General features: G+C 62.9%; 18 protein-coding genes. 13 read left to right on the forward strand and 5 right to left on the reverse strand.

All coding sequences use genetic code 11. From position 1 onward, the window contains the following. Positions 1–161 precede the first annotated feature (161 nt). The 10 genes from NKH03_RS20345 to NKH03_RS20390 all read left to right on the forward strand — a co-directional run bounded on the left by NKH03_RS20345 (position 162) and on the right by NKH03_RS20390 (position 10,509). On the forward strand, positions 162–959 hold the full coding sequence (locus tag NKH03_RS20345) for an ATP-binding cassette domain-containing protein (RefSeq protein ID WP_352970105.1): 798 nt from the start codon (positions 162–164) through the stop codon (positions 957–959). Further along, the gene (locus NKH03_RS20350) at positions 956–1,975 is read left to right on the forward strand and encodes an ABC transporter permease (protein WP_352970108.1); all 1,020 of its coding nucleotides are present in this window, start codon (positions 956–958) and stop codon (positions 1,973–1,975) included. Before NKH03_RS20345 ends, NKH03_RS20350 begins: the two co-directional genes overlap by 4 nt. Position 1,976: 1 nt before the next feature. Continuing rightward, positions 1,977–3,065, forward strand: a complete 1,089-nt coding sequence (locus tag NKH03_RS20355) for a phosphotriesterase family protein (protein WP_352970109.1) — start codon at positions 1,977–1,979, stop codon at positions 3,063–3,065. 30 nt (positions 3,066–3,095) lie between these two features. Beyond that, positions 3,096–3,866, forward strand: a complete 771-nt coding sequence (locus NKH03_RS20360) for a glutamine amidotransferase (RefSeq protein WP_352970111.1) — start codon at positions 3,096–3,098, stop codon at positions 3,864–3,866. A 2-nt stretch (positions 3,867–3,868) separates the two neighbouring features. Further along, positions 3,869–4,780, forward strand: coding sequence for a ribokinase (locus tag NKH03_RS20365; RefSeq protein ID WP_352970113.1), 912 nt, complete (start codon positions 3,869–3,871; stop codon positions 4,778–4,780). Next, complete coding sequence (locus NKH03_RS20370) at positions 4,777–5,619, forward strand: BtpA/SgcQ family protein (protein ID WP_352871001.1); 843 nt, start codon at positions 4,777–4,779, stop codon at positions 5,617–5,619. The genes NKH03_RS20365 and NKH03_RS20370 overlap by 4 nt, the downstream gene beginning before the upstream one ends. Continuing rightward, on the forward strand, positions 5,616–6,860 hold the full coding sequence (locus NKH03_RS20375; RefSeq protein WP_352970115.1) for a Zn-dependent hydrolase: 1,245 nt from the start codon (positions 5,616–5,618) through the stop codon (positions 6,858–6,860). The genes NKH03_RS20370 and NKH03_RS20375 overlap by 4 nt, the downstream gene beginning before the upstream one ends. A 227-nt stretch (positions 6,861–7,087) precedes the next feature. Beyond that, on the forward strand, positions 7,088–9,241 hold the full coding sequence (locus NKH03_RS20380) for a transglycosylase domain-containing protein (protein WP_352970118.1): 2,154 nt from the start codon (positions 7,088–7,090) through the stop codon (positions 9,239–9,241). Between the two features lie 121 nt (positions 9,242–9,362). Continuing rightward, positions 9,363–9,947 carry a DUF1214 domain-containing protein gene (locus NKH03_RS20385; protein ID WP_352871006.1) on the forward strand — a complete coding sequence of 195 codons (585 nt, stop codon included), beginning with the start codon at positions 9,363–9,365 and terminating at the stop codon, positions 9,945–9,947. Continuing rightward, positions 9,940–10,509 carry a DUF1254 domain-containing protein gene (locus NKH03_RS20390; RefSeq protein ID WP_352970120.1) on the forward strand — a complete coding sequence of 190 codons (570 nt, stop codon included), beginning with the start codon at positions 9,940–9,942 and terminating at the stop codon, positions 10,507–10,509. Before NKH03_RS20385 ends, NKH03_RS20390 begins: the two co-directional genes overlap by 8 nt. Here NKH03_RS20390 and NKH03_RS20395 read toward each other — a convergent pair. Beyond that, the gene (locus NKH03_RS20395; RefSeq protein ID WP_352970122.1) at positions 10,506–10,694 is read right to left on the reverse strand and encodes a hypothetical protein; all 189 of its coding nucleotides are present in this window, start codon (positions 10,692–10,694) and stop codon (positions 10,506–10,508) included. The genes NKH03_RS20390 and NKH03_RS20395 overlap by 4 nt on opposite strands. Positions 10,695–10,902: 208 nt before the next feature. On the opposite strand from NKH03_RS20395, the gene NKH03_RS20400 reads away from it, so the two are divergent. After that, the gene (locus NKH03_RS20400) at positions 10,903–11,940 is read left to right on the forward strand and encodes a hypothetical protein (protein WP_352970124.1); all 1,038 of its coding nucleotides are present in this window, start codon (positions 10,903–10,905) and stop codon (positions 11,938–11,940) included. Here the strand turns inward: NKH03_RS20400 and NKH03_RS20405 are convergent. The 3 genes from NKH03_RS20405 to NKH03_RS20415 form a co-directional block, all read right to left on the reverse strand. Further along, positions 11,918–12,265: a DUF1491 family protein gene (locus tag NKH03_RS20405; RefSeq protein ID WP_352871012.1), complete on the reverse strand. Its 348-nt coding sequence runs from the start codon at positions 12,263–12,265 to the stop codon at positions 11,918–11,920. The genes NKH03_RS20400 and NKH03_RS20405 overlap by 23 nt on opposite strands. Before the next feature lie 118 nt (positions 12,266–12,383). Continuing rightward, a complete protein-coding gene (locus tag NKH03_RS20410) occupies positions 12,384–13,181 on the reverse strand; it encodes a peptidoglycan-binding domain-containing protein (protein WP_352970126.1) in 798 nt (265 codons plus the stop codon). Then, positions 13,156–14,904, reverse strand: a complete 1,749-nt coding sequence (locus NKH03_RS20415; RefSeq protein ID WP_352970129.1) for a PAS domain-containing sensor histidine kinase — start codon at positions 14,902–14,904, stop codon at positions 13,156–13,158. Before NKH03_RS20415 ends, NKH03_RS20410 begins: the two co-directional genes overlap by 26 nt. A gap of 525 nt (positions 14,905–15,429) precedes the next feature. Here NKH03_RS20415 and NKH03_RS20420 point away from each other — a divergent pair. Beyond that, a complete protein-coding gene (locus tag NKH03_RS20420) occupies positions 15,430–15,783 on the forward strand; it encodes a DUF5330 domain-containing protein (RefSeq protein WP_352970131.1) in 354 nt (117 codons plus the stop codon). Between the two features lie 100 nt (positions 15,784–15,883). Further along, on the forward strand, positions 15,884–16,312 hold the full coding sequence (locus tag NKH03_RS20425; protein ID WP_352871019.1) for a SufE family protein: 429 nt from the start codon (positions 15,884–15,886) through the stop codon (positions 16,310–16,312). Between the two features lie 101 nt (positions 16,313–16,413). On the opposite strand, the gene NKH03_RS20430 is transcribed toward NKH03_RS20425, so the two are convergent. Further along, on the reverse strand, positions 16,414–16,839 hold the full coding sequence (locus NKH03_RS20430) for a Ros/MucR family transcriptional regulator (RefSeq protein WP_224696683.1): 426 nt from the start codon (positions 16,837–16,839) through the stop codon (positions 16,414–16,416). Positions 16,840–17,133 lie beyond the last annotated feature (294 nt).

Below are 17,133 nucleotides of genomic sequence, written 5' to 3' on the forward strand. Positions count from 1 at the left end.
CAACTCCCCCCACCCCCCCCGCCCCCACCCACAATTCCCCCCCGACCACCCACCTGTTCCCTTCCCCCCCCCCCCCCCCCCCCGGCCCGCCCAACCCCCTGTGCGGGCCCCCCCCGCCCCGGCGACCGATTGAACTTGTTGCCTTGAGAACTGGAACCGTGATGAGCGATGGCGAATCCTACCGCGTCAGGATGACCGGTATTTCCAAACGATACGGCCCTATCCAGACGCTGGACGACGTTTCGCTGGACCTGAAGCCTGGCGAGGTGCTTGGCCTGGTCGGCGACAATGGAGCCGGCAAATCCACCTTGAGCAAGGTTCTATCCGGTGCGGTCATTCCGGATTCCGGCACCATCGAGATCGACGGCAAGGCTGTCTCCTTTTCCTCACCGGCCGATGCCCGCGCCGCACGGGTGGAGATGGTCTACCAGGACCTTTCGCTCTGCGACACGATTGATGTGGCGGGCAATCTCTTCCTCGGCCGCGAGCCGCGCCGCCGCGTTCTCGGCGTCCCCTTTCTCGACAACAAGCGCATGCATGATCAGACGCGCCAGATGCTCGACCGGCTCGGCATCGTCATAGCCGATACCAGGCTCAAGGTCGAAAACCTCTCCGGTGGGCAGCGCCAGTCGATCGCCATCGGCCGCGCCGCCTCTTTCGATCCGTCGGTGCTGATCATGGACGAACCGACAGCGGCTCTTGCGGTGGCGGAAGTCGAAGCGGTTCTGGAGCTCATCCGCGCCGTCAGCGCCCGCGGCGTCAGCGTTATCCTCATCACCCATCGGCTGCAGGATCTGTTCCTGGTCTGCGATCGCATCCAGGTCATGTATGAGGGTTGCAATGTCGCCGAACGCAAGATCGGCGACACCAGCATCGAAGAGGTCGTCAACCTCATCGTCGGCCGCAAGTTCACGGCGCGTTCGGCCCGCGCCAGCCGTGATGAGGCAGCGCAGCCATGAATGTCACGTCATCACCCAGGGATATCAGCGCCTCGCCGCCCAAACGCGGCCACGACACCACCTGGAAGGATGTGGCGATAGCCAATGGCAGCGTCGTCTCGATAGCGCTGTTCTTCCTCGTCGTCTGCGTGGTCTTCTCGCTGACCACCGGCTCTTTCCTGACGACGCCCAATCTGCTCAATATCGTGCGCCAGTCGGCGCCGCTGCTGATCGTTGCGGCAGCCATGACCTTCGTCATCACAACCGGCGGTATCGACCTTTCGGTCGGGTCCGTGCTGGCGCTGACTGCGACGCTGTCGGCTGTCTTGCTGCAGTCCGGCCTGCCGTGGCCGCTCGTCGTCGCCGCCATGCTGGCACTCGGCGCGGCGATCGGTGCTTTACAAGGCTTCTTCATCGCCTATGAGCGGATACCGGCCTTCATCGTCACACTTGCCGGACTCTCGATCATCCGCGGCGTGGCGTTGCTGATCACCGGCGGCTATTCGATCCCGGTTGAGCCGACCAGCTTCTTCGTCAACATCGGCAGGGCCTGGTTTCTCGGTGTGCCGGTACCGGCACTGCTCGCCCTCGTCGTCCTGATCGTTGCCTATCTCGCATTCAACCAGACGCCATTCGGCCGCTATGTCACCGGCATCGGGGCCAATGCCGAAGCCGTGCGCCGCGCCGGTGTCGATACGCGCTTCATGACGCTGTTCGTCTATGTCCTGTCGGGCATGGCGGCGGCGGTGGCCGGCGTTGTTCTTGCCGCCCGGCTCGGTTCCGGCTCGTCGAATTCCGGCCAGGGTTTCGAACTCGATGTCATTGCCGCCGTGGTGCTTGGCGGCACCAGCCTGTTCGGCGGGCGCGGCACGATCATCGGCACCGTGCTCGGCGCGTTGACCGTCGCCGTTATCGGCAACGGCCTGATCCTGTCGCACATGTCGCCCTTCCTGACGCCGATCGTCACCGGCACAATCATCCTCGTTGCCATCTGGCTGAATTTCCGGCTGTTCAAGGGCGCAACGCGGAGCCGCTGACATGGATCATCTGTTCGAAGACAAACCAAGGGAACGGGCGCCCATCGGTGTCCGCTCCGGCACCGTGATGACTGTTACCGGCCCGGTCGCGATCGCCGACATGGGCGTGACGCTTATGCACGAGCATATCCTGCTCGATGGCGCGAAATCGTGGAAATGCCCCTGCCATCCCGACGAGAAGAAGATCGCCGAGCAGCCGGTCAGCATGGAGATCATCGGCGAGTTGCGGATGAACCCCTACATGAACCGCGACAACGTCTCGCTCGACGACAGCGACCTAGCGCTTTCGGAGCTGGCGAAATACCGGGCGCTCGGCGGCCACACCGTGGTCGATGCTACCAATATCGGCATTGGCCGCGATCCGGTGAAGCTGGCACGCATTGCCCGCGCCTCGGGATTGCGGATCGTCATGGGGACAGGCTTCTACCTGCAGCATACCCACCCCGACTGGCTGAAAGCGATGGACGTCGACGACGTCACCGAATTCCTCGTCAACGATGTCGGCGGCGGGTCGGCCCAACCCGAAATCATGGCCGGCATCATCGGCGAGGTCGGCGTCAGCAAGGATTTCACCGACGAGGAACGCAAGTCACTGCGGGCTTCGGCCCGCACGGCCAAGATCACCGGCGTGCCGCTGACCATTCATCTGCCGGGCTGGGAGCGGCTGGCGCATGACGTGCTCGACGTGGTCGAGGCGGAAGGCGCCGATCTCCGGCATACGGTGCTTTGCCACATGAACCCGAGCCACAACGATCTTGCCTATCAGCAAAGCCTCGCCGCGCGCGGTGCCTTCCTGGAATACGACATGATCGGCATGGATTTCTATTATGCCGACCAGGATGCGCAGTCGCCGTCCGACGAGCAGAATGCACGGGCGATCCGCTCGCTGATCGACATGGGGCTACTCGACCGGATTCTGCTGTCGCAGGACGTTTTTCTCAAGATCATGCTGACCCGCTTCGGCGGTTTCGGCTACGGCTTCATCCTCAAGCATTTCGTGCCGAGACTGAAGCGCCATGGTGTCGAGCAATCGGCAATCGACACGATGCTCATCGACAATCCAAAGACTGTGTTCGCCGAGGGCCTCTGAGCCGCGGCTCCAAACAAGGTAGGAGTCTACATGTCCAGGAAGAAGGTTCTTCTCGCAGGCGAGTCCTGGGTCTCGACCGCGACCCACATCAAAGGCTTCGACCAGTTTCCGACCGTGACCTATCACACCGGTGCCGATGAGCTGCTGGCCGCGCTGAAGGACGGTCCGTTCGACGTCACCTTCATGCCGGCGCATGAGGCGCAGCGGAATTTCCCGCAGACCATGGAAACGCTTTCGGCCTACGACGCGGTCGTGCTTTCCGATCTTGGTGCCAACACGCTGTTGCTCCACCCGGACACGTGGGTCCACTCCAAACCGACGCCGAACCGGCTGCGCCTGTTGCGCGACTATGTCGGCAATGGCGGCGGCCTGTTGATGTTCGGCGGCTATTACAGCTTCCAGGGCATCAATGGCGGCGCGCGCTATCACAAGACGCCGGTCGAGGACGTTCTGCCCGTCACCTGCCTGCCGGTGGACGACCGCGTCGAGGTTCCCGAAGGTTATGCGCCGGTCGTTGTCGGCCCGCAGAACCATCCGATCCTTAAGGGCCTCGGCAAGGATTGGCCGATCCTGCTCGGCTTCAACGAAGTCACGGTCAAGGACGGTGCGGAAGTTCTCGCCACCGTTTCCTCCGACTACCGTTCGCTGCCACTGCTGGTGACCGGCAAATATGGCCAAGGCCGCACCGTCGCCTGGGCCTCGGATGTCGGCCCGCACTGGCTGCCGCCGGGCTTCATCGCCTGGAATGGCTACAAGACACTGTTCGAACAGATGCTGGGCTGGGCAACGGCCAGGGATTAGCCATGCGCGTCCATGTCGTCGGCAATGTCTGTGTCGATACGACGTTTCGGCTGGACCGGTTTCCGGCGGCAGGCGAGACGCTGAACGCATCGGAACATGCCGATGGACTTGGCGGTAAGGGTGCGAACCAGGCGGTGGCCGCGGCGCGCACCGGAGCCGATGTCCGCTTCCGTGCGGCGATCGGCAACGATGCCGCCGGAGCCTGGATCACAGAGCAGTTGAGCCGCGAGCTCGATGCCAGCCATCTGACGATGCTGCAGCTGCCCAGCGATCGGTCGACGATCATGGTCGATGCGCGGGGCGAGAACCTCATCGTCACCGGCGCCAGTTGCGCCGCAGCCTTCAATCCCCTGGCCGACGGCGATTTTATCCGATCGGTCGAACGCGGCGACATCGTCGTGGTTCAAGGTAATCTGGACCCTGATATAACGACCGCTTGCCTAAAGGTGGCGCGGGGCGCGGGGGCAACGACGGTCTTCAATCCAAGCCCGCTTGCGGCCGGCCATAGAGCGGGTTTGAGCGACGTCAGTCTCGCCATCGCCAATGCAGGCGAAGCGGCGCAGCTGACCGGAATGAGCAATCCTGACGAGGCAGCCCGCGAAATAATCCGTCAAGGCGCGGGAACCGCCGTCGTGACGCTTGGCGCGCTCGGCTGCCTGGTCGCCGATGGCGAAGGACGGATCGACCGGTTCGTGGCGCCGAGGGTAGCCGTGGTAGACACAAGCGGCGCGGGCGATGTCTTTTGCGGTTGCCTCGCCGGCTGTCTTGCAGCCGGCATGGACCTCGTCGCGGCAGCGCGGATCGCGGTCCGCGCCGCAGCCATCTCGGTCGGGCGTGCCGGCACGCTCGGCTCCTGCCCCGACAGGCGGGAGATGAAACTGCTCATGGAAACGACGGAAGCGGAAACCGCATGACAAAATCCTCAAAACCGGTCGGCCAGGCGACGAATGATGCGCTGCAGTCGATCTTCGGCAGAAGCAAGGTGGTGATCGGCGTTGTTCATCTGGCGCCTCTTCCAGGTGCGCCGCGCTATGATGGTGAAGCGGTCGAGGCCATCTATCAACGTGGCCTCGACGACGCCAAAGCCTATTTGCACGGCGGTTGCGATGGCGTGATCGTCGAGAACCACGGCGACGTTCCGTTTGCCAAGCCCGATGATATCGGGCCGGAAACCTCCGCCTACATGTCCGTCGTCTCAGACCGGATCCGCAGGGAACTCGGCCGGCCGATCGGCATCAACGTGCTTGCCAATGCTTCCATTCCCGCGCTGTCGATCGCCAGTGCCTCCGGCGCTTCCTTCGTCCGCGTCAATCAGTGGGCCAACGCCTATGTCGCCAATGAGGGCCTTATCGAAGGTGAAGCGGCGCGCGCCATGCGCTTCCGCGCCAGGCTTAGGGCCAATGGCATCCGCATCTTCGCCGATGCGCATGTCAAGCATGGCGCCCACGCCATCGTCGGCGACCGGCCGGTCGAGGAACAGGTCAAGGATCTGGTGTTCTTCGATGCCGACGCGGTGATTGCCACTGGCCAGCGCACTGGCCACGCCGCTGATCTCGGCTACATCAGGATGATCAAGGACGCCGCCGGACTGCCGACCCTTGTCGGCAGCGGGGTGACGCCCGACAACGCCAACGATATCCTCGCCATCGTCGACGGCGTCATTGTCGCCAGTTCGCTTAAGCACGATGGCGTGTGGTGGAACCAAGTCGACCCGCAACGGGTGAACGGCTTTATCCGAGGCCTCAAGCGGTGACTTCGGTGCCGGAGATCGACGGCGAGCGGCTGCTGGGCCGCCTCGATGCCTTCGCCCGGATCGGCGCGACACCAGCCGGCGGCGTAAACCGACAGGCGTTCAGCATTGAGGATCGCAGCGCCCGGCGCCTGCTGGCGGGATTGGCGCTCGAGCGCGGCTTCGCGGTTTTTCAGGACGCAATGGCGAACCTCTTCATCCGCCGCGAGGGCACGGATGCCACGCTGCCGCCGCTGCTGATCGGCAGCCACCTCGACAGCCAGCCGACCGGCGGGCGCTTCGATGGAGCGCTCGGCACGCTTTCCGCCTTCGAGACGCTCGAAGCCGTGGAGGACGCGAAGGTCGAAACTCGAATGCCGATCGAGGTCGTCGCCTGGGCCAACGAAGAGGGTAGCCGGTTCGCGCCGGGTGTGATGGGCTCCATGGCCTTCACCGGCGCCGATATTTCCGCATGGCAATCCATAGTCGGCAGCGACGGTGCGTCCCTCGCGGAGGAACTCGCGGCAACCATCTCCGCCTTGCCAGAGGCAACCTTTCGCCCCCTCGGCATGCCGATCTCCGGCTATATCGAGCTCCATATCGAACAGGGACCATCGCTGGAAAAGGAGAGGCTGCCGATCGGTATCGTCACCGCCGTGCAAGGCACGCGCTGGCTGGAAGTCTCCATTGAGGGCGCTGCCGGTCACGCTGGTACAACTGGCCTTGCCTACCGCAGGGATCCAATGGTCGCGGCCGTTGCCGCAATGCACAGGCTGCAGACGACGGTCATGCCGCTCGACAACAGCGCAAGGCTGACGGTGGGCCGGGTCACCGCCAAGCCGGGATCGATCAACGCCATACCGCAGTCGGTGGCCTTCGCCGTCGACATCAGACACCCGCGGGTAGAGCGGCTCGATGCCATCGAAGCCGAAACGCGCCAGGTCTGCGCGGCGGAGGCAGAGGCACAGCATTGCACGGCAATGATCAGGCGGTCGTTCGACATGCCAGGGGCGGCATTCTCTCCCGATATGGTCAAAATTGTCGAGGAGGCCGTCAATTCCCTGCGGCTGCCGCACAAGCAGATGATATCGGGGGCATTCCATGACGCGCTATTCCTCACCCGGGTGGCGCCTGCCGCGATGATTTTTGTGCCATGCCGTGACGGGCTGAGCCACAACGAGGCGGAATATGTGGAGCCCGCCTACGCGGTCACCGGCGCGCGGGTTCTGCTCAAGGCGGCTATTGCGGCAGCCTCGCCGCCATGATCATTCAAGTCACTGCTCTGGCAGGCTGATTGCGATGCGCTTGGTTTCGAGGCGGCGGCGGTCGCCATTCATGCCTGCCCCCTGCCCTTGCACCAACAAACCGTGCAGCTGTGTCCTCACCGCCCTTGTGGGTGTCCGCAAAATGGACGAATAGTCGGGACGGTGCATCGCCCTGAAATTGCCGGTTTGCGGTCCTCAGGTCGTGCAATCGCTAGCCGGATTTCCGAATGGCCAGTCCTGAACCACGCAAGAGAAGAGGGCCGATCGCCACCCGGCTGCTGGCGCTCGACGCGTGGATCGATTCCTCGCTCTACGAGATCGGTTTCACGGCGCGCCAATTCTGGGAATCCGCGACGATCTTTTCGCGGCGCTTCCGCGTCAGCGGCTGGCGCCGCGGCATCATCGAACTGTTGAGCGAAGGTTTCACACTCGGCGCCGGCGGCATTGTGGTGATGCTGGCGCTCGCCATACCAGCTTTCCAGGACACGGCCGGCGACTGGCGCGCCCAGGGCGACTTCGCGGTTACCTTCCTCGACCGCTACGGCAACGAGATCGGCCAGCGCGGCATCATCCAGCGGGATTCCGTCCCAGTCGACGAGATGCCCGATCATGTCATCAAGGCGGTTCTCGCCACGGAGGACCGCCGCTTCTTCGATCACTACGGCATCGATGTATTGGGCCTTTCACGCGCGATCTTCGAGAATGTGCGGGCGAATTCCGTCGTCCAGGGCGGCTCAAGCATCACCCAGCAGCTGGCCAAGAACCTGTTCCTGACCAATGAGCGCACATTGGAGCGCAAGATCAAGGAAGCTTTCCTGTCTCTGTGGCTCGAGGCCAATCTGTCGAAGAAGGAAATCCTGCAGCTCTATCTCGACCGCGCCTATATGGGCGGCGGCACATTCGGCATCGAGGCGGCCGCCGATTTCTATTTCGGCAAAAGCGTCAAGGATCTGAACCTCGCCGAGGCGGCGATGCTGGCCGGGCTGTTCAAGGCGCCGACCAAATATGCGCCGCACATCAACCTGCCTGCGGCGCGTGCGCGCGCCAATGTGGTGCTGTCCAACCTTGTCGATTCCGGTTTCATGACCGAAGGCCAGGTCCTGCAGGCAAGGCTGCACCCGGCCGACGTCGTCGATCGCGGCGAACAGAAGAGCCCGGACTATTACCTCGACTGGGCGTTCGACGAGGTCAAGAAGATCGCCAAACCGGGTCAGCACTCACTCGTTGCCCACACCACCTTCGACGCCAACATCCAGAAGGCGGCGGAAGAATCGGTGGAGTTCCACCTGCGCCAGTTCGGGAAGGAATATAACGTCACCGAGGGCGCGGTGGTCGTCATCGAAACCAACGGCGCCGTCAGAGCTATCGTCGGTGGCCGCGACTATGGCGCCAGCCAGTTCAACCGCGCCACCAAGGCGCTTCGCCAAACCGGATCATCGTTCAAGCCCTATGTCTATGCCACGGCGATGGAGCACGGTTTCACGCCCAATTCCATCATTTCCGGCGGCCCGATCAGCTGGGGCAGCTGGTCGCCGCACAATTACAGCGGCGGATCGGCGGGCAACGTCACGCTGATCATGGCAATGGCCAAGTCGATCAACACCGTGCCGGTGCGGCTGGCCAAGGACCATCTCGGCATCGGCCCGATCAAGGCCATGGCAGAGGCGATGGGTGTGGAATCGCCGCTCGAATCGCACAAGACGATGGTGCTTGGCACTTCCGGCATGACGGTGATGGACCAGGCGACGGGCTACAGCGTGTTCGCCGACAACGGCTTCGTCGGCTCGCGGCACGGCATCACCCAGTTGGTGACCCGCACCGGCGACGTGGTCTATGATTTCGCCAAGGATGCGCCGCCGCCACACCGGGTGCTGTCGGAGCAGGCGCTGAAATCGATGAATACGATGCTGGCGGCGGTGCCGGTGATGGGCACGGCGCGGCGGGCCCAACTTCCCAACATCGTCGTCGCCGGCAAGACCGGCACGACGCAATCCTACCGCGACGCCTGGTTTGTCGGCTTCACCGGCAACTACACGGCGGCGGTATGGATGGGCAACGACGACTTCACGCCGACCAAGAACATGACGGGCGGCTCGCTGCCGGCGATGGTGTGGCAGCGACTGATGATCTACGCGCACCAGAACATCGACCTCAAGCCGATCCCGGGCATCGACAAACCCTTTGTCGACGAGGAGATCGCGGCCAAGGCCGAGGAAGCGCAGAAGAAGAGCGACGCGCAGGCGGCGGCCGATGCCGCGGCTGAACGGCCGGCGGTGCTGTCCAGCCGGACCACGCAGACGCTGCGGGACATGACCAAACTGTTCCAGTCGCCGCTGGCCCTCGATGCGCCTCAATCGCCGGAGACGCTGTCGGCACTGTGATCCTTTCCGACTGGGCGGATCATTCCGACTGGCTTGGGCGGGCAAATCCATCGGCCCGCTTGCCACAAGGCCCCACGCCGCGATATCCCCGAGCGGCAACTCTTCGTGTCCCCGGCCCTTCATGCTCAAGAATGCCTTCCTGACACTGCTTTCGCTTGCCATAGCCATCGTCGGCGGTGGCGGCAGCGTCTGGTATGCGCTGAAAGTCCAGGATGGTGCCGGCGCCATCCGGATCGGCCAATGGACGGCCTTTCCCGACATCGGCACGCCGTCCGCCGATCCTTATTCCAAGGCCCGCGTGGCGCGCGAGGGCGTGCTTGCGCTCGGCCGCGCCGAAGGGCTGTCCTTCGTGGCCGCGCGCGACGCGGGCGGCGCCGAGCTCAGGCGCGAATGCACCTACACGATCGCGGGTGGTTTTCCGACGGCACGGTTCTGGACGCTCTATGCCGCCGACCAGTCGCTCGGCGTGGTCGAAACCGGCAAAACCCGGCTAGCCGCACTACAATCCTATGGGGTTGTGCGCCAGCCCGACAATTCGGTCATCATTTCCGCCGGCCATTATCCGATGCCGGGCAACTGGCTGCTGACCGACGGCTACGGCAGGATGTATTTCGTGCTGACCTTCTACGACACGCCGATCGCCAGCAGCACCGGCCTGTCGGACGTTTCGCTGCCGCGGATCGTAAAGGTCGGCTGCGATGCGTAGTTTCCATGCGGCGATGCGCAGGCTTTTTCATGCGGTCCTGCTCGGCCTGCTCGGCGCCGGCATCGTGCACATCGTCGTGCTGTTTCTGGTGCCTGAATTTTCCGAACGCGATGCCTGGTCGCGTCTGTCCATGGCCTCGGATCTCTACAAGATGACCCGGCTCGATGCCGAGGCTGGTGGCGCGCCCGTGGTGAAATCCGTCGATCCGCTGTTTTATGCTACGGCATGTCGGTTCGACCTGGGCGAAGGCATGGTCCGCATCAAGGCGCCTGGACATGTTCCGTTCTGGTCGGTGTCGGTTTATGACCGCAGCGGCCACAACATCTATTCCTTCAACGACCACACCACGACTGAGGGCGTGCTGGATGCCGTCGTGCTGACGCCGGCGCAGATGATCGACGTGCGCAAGGACCTTCCCGAGGAGCTTCAGGGAGCGATCTTCGTCGAAGCGCCGATCGAGGAAGGCATCTTCGTCATCCGTGCCTTCGTACCCGATGACAGCTGGAAGCCGATCGTGTCGCGCTTCTTCGAGCAGAGTTCCTGCGAGTTGCAGGACTTCTAGTGGTGCGGAACCGGCTTGGTCCCTGGCGACCCTGGCTTGCCGGGATCGACCGGCCGCACGTCGCCCCCATGAGACCGCTCGTAGCGGATGCCGGGAAAGATGATCACCGCCGCCGGAATTTCGGCGGTTTGCTTTGTCCGATTGCTAGGTGCCGTTCTCGGCACGAAAGACAGTACCATGCCCATGATTCGCGCATTCCTCTCGGTTTCCCCGGAGCACAACGCAACGCCTCCAAATATCATTAAGGCCGGCAGAGGGTTAACGGAGCGCTAACGGATCGTCGCTAATTTGACCTTTGTCTTGAGGTCAGGACGTCCTGACCGGACACTCGCGAAACCGACATAGTCCCGGTGGAGCGTGGTCGAGATTGTGTCGAGTACGGGCGTATCCTTCGTGTCATCTTCGGACTTCAGGCAAATCGCGGTACGCAAAGACTCGGGAAAGGCCGAAAGGCTGTTCCGCGCCGCGGTGTCGGCATTCTGCTCGCTCACCCGCCCTTCACGCCGTGAGATCGGCCAGCTCGAAGACTTGACGCTGCCGCTGTTCAACGATGTCTCCGTCGAGTCTCGCCGTTACGTGGCAGCCGCCCTTTCCGAATGCGAATATGCCCCCGCCGCTTTGGTGCGCCGTCTCTGCGAGGAACCGGTCGACATTGCCGCTCCCTTGCTCATCCGCTCACGCGCCGTCAGCAACATCGATCTCATCGCGCTGATCGGGCGGCACGGACTGCCACATGCACGCGCCATCGCGCGCCGCAAGGACCTGAACCCGACCATAGCCGACCTGATCCGGGCCCTCGAAAGGCCAACTCTGGTGCGAATGCGGGAGCCGGAAGCGAACGTCATCGCGGCAGACACGATCGCGCCTGCGAGCACCGAAGCTGCCGTCGACGAGCCCAGCAGAGAACAGGTGGCCGGCGCTGCCGCCGAAAGTGCACGGCGCAGGCTGCGTTCCATGATGCGCACCGGCGACGAAGCGGCAGCGACGAACGCCGATCCTTTCACGGGCGCGGATACCTATGTGAAATTGCGCGAGACGGCGCTGACCGGAAACGCCGCGTTCTTCCAGACCGCACTCGCCGATGCGCTCGATATCGATTTCTCGATCGCGCGCGCGCTCACCGCCAATCAGAATTATGCCTCGCTGCTTGCCGCACTGCGCTCGCTCGACCTCAGCGAGGACAGGGCATTTCTGATCACCGTTGCGGTCTATCCCAGCCAGTTCCCGCATCCGCAGGCAATCCGCACCTTCCTCGACCGCTACCGGCTCCTGCATCGCGAAGCAGCCGTCGACAAGGTGCGGCTCTGGAAAGCCGAAACCCTTTCAAGGGCGGTTCGCGAGGCAGCACCCGCAAACAGCGATATCCGCACGGCATCGAACAGTGACGATGCGGCGGCTTCCTCCGGCTTCAGGGCGTCTTCACGGAAATAAGCTCCTCGACGGGCACGGTGCCCGCCTCGATCTCGACTACCCAGATGTCGGGATCGAATTTTTTCTCCCTTTCCAGCCTGGCATCGAGCACGGCGGCATCGTCGCCGGCCCCGAGCAGAGTGAAAAACCGGTCGTCGGGCTTGGCCGAATCGTAGCTCGTCTGCGGCGCCGGGCCGAACAGGGCAACTTCGCCCAGCCTGCCCCGCGTCACGACGAACACAGCACCGGCCTCGGTCGCGCCGCGCTTGACCACGGCTGCAAATCCGCCGGCGCTGAACACCCGGCGCAACAGGGCCGAGACCCATAGATCCGATGTGACGCGCATGAGAGAACTCCGCTAATGCATGTCGCCTAAATGTGCCCCGGTTTTGGGACAACGACATGCATGGAAACAAGGGGCTCTATCGATATTTCAGCCGCTCGGCGAGCCGTCGTTTCAGCCGTCAGTTGGTCAGGCCGATCTCACGCATCTTGACGTAGACGATCTCGTCGGGCTCGCCCGTCTGCGGCAGCCCGAACAGCGACTGGAATTCCTTGATTGCCGCCTTGGTGCGCGCGCCGACGACGCCGTCCAACTGCATGTCGTCATTGCCGAACGCCTTGAGCCCGGCCTGGATCTTGACGATGCGGGCATCGGGCGCCTGGTCGGCACTCGCCTGGTCGGCATTCGTCTGCCCGGAATTCGTCTGTAACGACACCGGAACGGCGACCGGCGTGTCCGGGCGCGGGCGCGGCCTGGGTACGACGGAGGCGGTTTTCGGCGTCGCGCCCAGTTGATCCAGCAGCAGCGCGTCGATCTCGCCGGACGTGTTGAGCCCGACCTTCTGCTGATAGGCCTGGATGGCCTTGCGCGTGTTGGGTCCGGAAATGCCGTCGACCGTTCCGGAATAGAAATCGAGATCCTTGAGTATGCCTTGCACCTGCTCGACCACCGGATCGCCCTTGATCGGTGCCGGCGCGCCGGATGGCCGCAGGATGTTGAATGTCGTCTCCGGTTCGTCGGACGCCGCGTGCGGAAAGCCCTCGATGCTGCGGGTCGCGAAGAACGCGCCAGCATGCGGGAAAGGCTGGTACCACAAGGCATTCGCGGAAACGTAGAACAGCGTCACCAGGAATGCCGTCGAGCCACCCACCAGGACGGGATTGCGCGAGATCATGCCGCCGACGGCGACGGCGCCATCCTGAAGGGCATTGCTGGGGCGCTTGACCGGCTTCTTAGGCTGTCTTGCGGAGCGAGCCATTTCTGTCCCCTTTCGCCATAGCCACAGGCATGGTCAGCACGCCGGCTTTCTCCGCCTGGCGTCCCTTCGGTCCGTTCACCGGCAGGCTGATGGTCACCGTGGTGCCCTCGCCCGGCATGCTTTCGATGGACATCGTGCCTTCGTGCAAGGCCACCAGGCCCTTGACCAGCGAAAGGCCAAGACCTGTCCCTTCGAAACGGCGGGTATAGTCGTTCTGGATCTGCATGAAGGGCTTGCCGAGATTGGCAAAATCCTCCTCGGCTATGCCGATGCCGGTGTCCCTGACCCAGAAATGCAGACGCGAACCGATCCGCTTGGCGCCGACGACGACATCGCCGCCATCGGGGGTGAATTTGATCGCATTGGAGACAAGGTTGATGAGCATCTGCTGCACGGCACGCCGATCGGCATTGATGTCGCCAGCGTCCGGCGCGATCTGCGCCCGCAGATCAATGTTCTTGGCCTGCGCCTGCAGCTGCATCATGGACTGGCACATGTCGACCGCTTCGGCGAACCGGAATGGCTCCGGTTCAGTCGCATAGACGCCCGATTCGATCCTGGACACGTCGAGTATCGAGGTCACGACGGCCAGCAGATGCTGGCCCGAATCCCTCACCAGGCCGACATATTCCTTCTGCCGCGGATCCTTGAAGGCGCCGAACATCTCATGCAGCAGCATGTCCGAGAAGCCGATGATGGCATTCAGCGGCGTGCGCAGTTCATGGCTGACCACCGCCAGGAAGCGCCCCTTCGCCACCTCGGCGGACGCGGCCGCCTCATTGGCCGCCGCGAGATCCTCGCGCAGCCGGGCAATCTCGTCATTCTCGCGCAGGACAAGCGTGAAGACGTCGCCCTGTTCCTCACTCCGCACCAGATCGAGCGAGAACGGCCGATAATTGTCGGCCGCCACGCGATTGTCATTTTGGCCATTGCCGTTCTGAGGCAGCCTGACGCGCAATTCGAGCCGGCGCGACCGCGCGCCATCGCGCATGTCGGCCAGGGCGCTGAGATAGGAGACGCGATCCGAGAGATGAATGCGATCGAAGAAGCCATTTCCTGATAGCAGTTCGGCTGGCAATTTCAAAAGCGTGCGCGCCTTTGGCGAAGCGTCCAGAACCTCGCCATGACGGGCGACGCGCAAGACCACCGCATCGATGATGTCTTCGAGCCGATCGGCCGTGTCCACGACATCGGCCGCGGCGGTCGTGTCGCGAAACACCGACGCGCGCGGGATCAGTGTGAGCGCCCAGGCCAATGGCACCAGCCAGTGCCAGGTAGCAATCTGCGCTCCTGCGAACGGGAACACGGTTGCAGCCAGAGGCTGTGCCAAAATGGCGGCGGCGGCCGATACGGCTCCCCAAAGTGCCGCACGCCGCGAGGCACCGATCCACCAGGTTTCGAATGGCAATGCCACGACCAGCATGGCGACAGGTGAACTCAGCCCGCCCGCGGCGGCAATGAGACTGCCGAGAGAAACGCCCGCCACTGCCAGGGCGAGCTGACTTGCGATCGCCATCTTGCCGGTCGCCGCCACCAGCAAGGCGACGAACCAGCACAGGCCAAAGGCCGCGAAGATGGCGGCCATGGTGACGGCGGCGCCCATGCCTGAAGTGACCAGCGTGACCGCGGCGCCAGCGGCAAAGAAAGGAGCGGCGAGCATGACCCCGATGAAGCGGCGCTGGCGCTCGCGGTCGCTCCGCCCAAGGATGGACGGATGGACCATACGTTCGCAACCGGCGGCAATCGCGCCAGGCAATTCAACGTATCTGGCCTTGATTGAACTCAACTCAACGCACCCGTAATCGTTGTGGACAGCTCTGCTTTGCAGATCGTTCTGGTTGGCTCTGAAACTCGCATCCAGCGTTTAAGGAATGGATAAGGCAGGGCCGACCAAGGCCCCGGCCTGCGGCAAATATCGGGATGCCGGCAGCCGAAAGCCCGGGCAAATGCAGCCATAGTAAACGGAGGGTTATTCGGCGACCCGTGCCCATTGGCAGAGCGCGGACTCCCAGCTTTCAGGAAAAAGCAGGAAAAGCATGGAGATAGATGGTTATTTCGCGTTAAGAAAAATCATTCGGATTTGAGACAAATCGATTGCGCAACGGCGCGTTTCGAATTTGCCTAAAATTTGAGGAAAATTCTCACTTAGCCCGCAAGCCGTCCTTTGCGCATGTGTGCCAACATCCTGCCTACAAAAGAGGTCATGCCATATGGATGCATGATCCGGTCACGACGAGAGGACAAGGGCATGGTCTTCCTGATAAGAATGGCTTTCTGGTTTTCGCTGGTGCTGCTGGCGCTGCCGCTGACTGTTGGCCCCGATGAAACCGGCCGCGAAAGTGTTGGCCCGATCCAGGCCTTGTTTGCGGCGCGCGAAGCGGTTGGCGACATCGCCGGCATTTGCGAACGCAAGCCCGATGTCTGCGAGACCGGCAAGTCGGCGATGCACACCATCACCGCCCGCGCCAAGGAGACCGCCAAGATCGCGGCAGCGATGCTGGACGACAAGTCCGCCGCCGGCCCTGACACATCGACGATGACCGGCAGCGTGCCGGAGGAAGTCGTCTTGCCCGAGACAGTCAACCTGCCGGCACAGAATTAAGCCGTTTCGACGGCGCACCGCGGGCTATCTGCCCTCTCGACGCCCGCGGTGTCCTTGTTTTTTCCGTGACGCGGCGCCGTCGCGTAACTATATCCGGGCCATGACCACCACGATCCAGACGATCCGCGACGATTTTTCGTTCCTTGAGGAATGGGAAGACCGCTATCGCTACGTCATCGAACTCGGCGAGGCACTGCCGCCGTTTCCGGACGAGGAGCGCAGCGCCGCCAACAAGGTGCCGGGCTGCGTCAGTCAGGTCTGGCTGACCACCGAACAGGGGCCTGGAGCCGATCCGGTCATCACCTTCACCGGCGATTCGGACGCTCATATCGTGCGTGGACTGGTCGCGATCATGCTGGCGCTGTTTTCCGGCAGGGCCGCCAGCGAAATCCAGAAGACCGACGCGGAAGCGACATTGAAAGAGCTCGGCCTCGACGAGCATCTGTCGCCGCAGCGCGCCAATGGCCTCCGCTCGATGGTCAAGCGCATCAAGCGCGACGCCGAGGCGGCGCTCAAGCAAACCGCCTGAAAGCGTTTCATACGCTCCACTCGATCAGCGCGTTACCGCCCCTGCAAAATCAAACGGCGCCCGAAGGCGCCGTTAAAGTCGATCAATCCGGCTGGCAGCGATTACCGCGCTTTGCGCTTGCGGCCGAGGCCCATCTTCTTGGCCAACTGGGACCGGGCAGCGGCATAGTTGGGTGCAACCATCGGATAGGTCGGGTCGAGGTTCCACTTTTCGCGATACTGATCCGGCGTCAGGTCATAGTGGGTCATCAGGTGGCGCTTCAGCGACTTGAACTTCTTGCCGTCTTCAAGGCAGACAATGTAGTCGTCATGAACCGAGCGCTTCGGGTTGACCGCCGGCTTTTGCTTGTCGGCAGGTGGCTGTTCGGCGGTTCCGCCCACACGGCCGAGCGCGGCATGGACGTCGGATATCAAGCTCGGCAATTCGCCGACCGGCACGGGATTGTTGCTGACATAGGCGGCCACCACATCGGCGGTCAACTCGATCAGCGCATCGCTGTTTCTGGAAGGTGTTTCGACAATATCCATGGTCTTCAGGCCCCAACAAGAGTTACTTCGATCTGCGCCCTTTTTACAGCCAGGGCATTGCACGAATTTTGTGCAGCTAGAGCTTCTGCGATTCGTGTCACGGGCACATCAATGACCCTGCGGACCAAGTAAGTCAATTCACCCTTTGCGCTATATTGAACGATGCTGGTCAATCATTCCCCGATCAGCTTCAATCTTTCGTGCATTGTGTAATTTATCGATATTTCTCGCGCCAACCAGCAACGGCTGACGCCACGTCAGCTCTCCGTTACATTCGCGGTAACTCACAAATCA

The organism is Mesorhizobium sp. M1406, from assembly GCF_040317555.1.
Taxonomy (GTDB): Bacteria; Pseudomonadota; Alphaproteobacteria; order Rhizobiales; family Rhizobiaceae; genus Mesorhizobium.

Coding starts and splice junctions, on each gene's coding strand:
- NKH03_RS20420 (WP_352970131.1), top strand. CDS start 15,430: ATGGTCTTCCTGATAAGAATGGCTTTCTGGTTTTCGCTGGTGCTGCTG.
- NKH03_RS20395 (WP_352970122.1), bottom strand. CDS start 10,694: ATGGGCATGGTACTGTCTTTCGTGCCGAGAACGGCACCTAGCAATCGG.
- NKH03_RS20360 (WP_352970111.1), top strand. CDS start 3,096: ATGTCCAGGAAGAAGGTTCTTCTCGCAGGCGAGTCCTGGGTCTCGACC.
- NKH03_RS20385 (WP_352871006.1), top strand. CDS start 9,363: ATGCTCAAGAATGCCTTCCTGACACTGCTTTCGCTTGCCATAGCCATC.
- NKH03_RS20345 (WP_352970105.1), top strand. CDS start 162: ATGAGCGATGGCGAATCCTACCGCGTCAGGATGACCGGTATTTCCAAA.
- NKH03_RS20390 (WP_352970120.1), top strand. CDS start 9,940: ATGCGTAGTTTCCATGCGGCGATGCGCAGGCTTTTTCATGCGGTCCTG.
- NKH03_RS20355 (WP_352970109.1), top strand. CDS start 1,977: ATGGATCATCTGTTCGAAGACAAACCAAGGGAACGGGCGCCCATCGGT.
- NKH03_RS20415 (WP_352970129.1), bottom strand. CDS start 14,904: ATGGTCCATCCGTCCATCCTTGGGCGGAGCGACCGCGAGCGCCAGCGC.
- NKH03_RS20380 (WP_352970118.1), top strand. CDS start 7,088: ATGGCCAGTCCTGAACCACGCAAGAGAAGAGGGCCGATCGCCACCCGG.
- NKH03_RS20410 (WP_352970126.1), bottom strand. CDS start 13,181: ATGGCTCGCTCCGCAAGACAGCCTAAGAAGCCGGTCAAGCGCCCCAGC.
- NKH03_RS20365 (WP_352970113.1), top strand. CDS start 3,869: ATGCGCGTCCATGTCGTCGGCAATGTCTGTGTCGATACGACGTTTCGG.
- NKH03_RS20425 (WP_352871019.1), top strand. CDS start 15,884: ATGACCACCACGATCCAGACGATCCGCGACGATTTTTCGTTCCTTGAG.
- NKH03_RS20430 (WP_224696683.1), bottom strand. CDS start 16,839: ATGGATATTGTCGAAACACCTTCCAGAAACAGCGATGCGCTGATCGAG.
- NKH03_RS20350 (WP_352970108.1), top strand. CDS start 956: ATGAATGTCACGTCATCACCCAGGGATATCAGCGCCTCGCCGCCCAAA.
- NKH03_RS20405 (WP_352871012.1), bottom strand. CDS start 12,265: ATGCGCGTCACATCGGATCTATGGGTCTCGGCCCTGTTGCGCCGGGTG.
- NKH03_RS20370 (WP_352871001.1), top strand. CDS start 4,777: ATGACAAAATCCTCAAAACCGGTCGGCCAGGCGACGAATGATGCGCTG.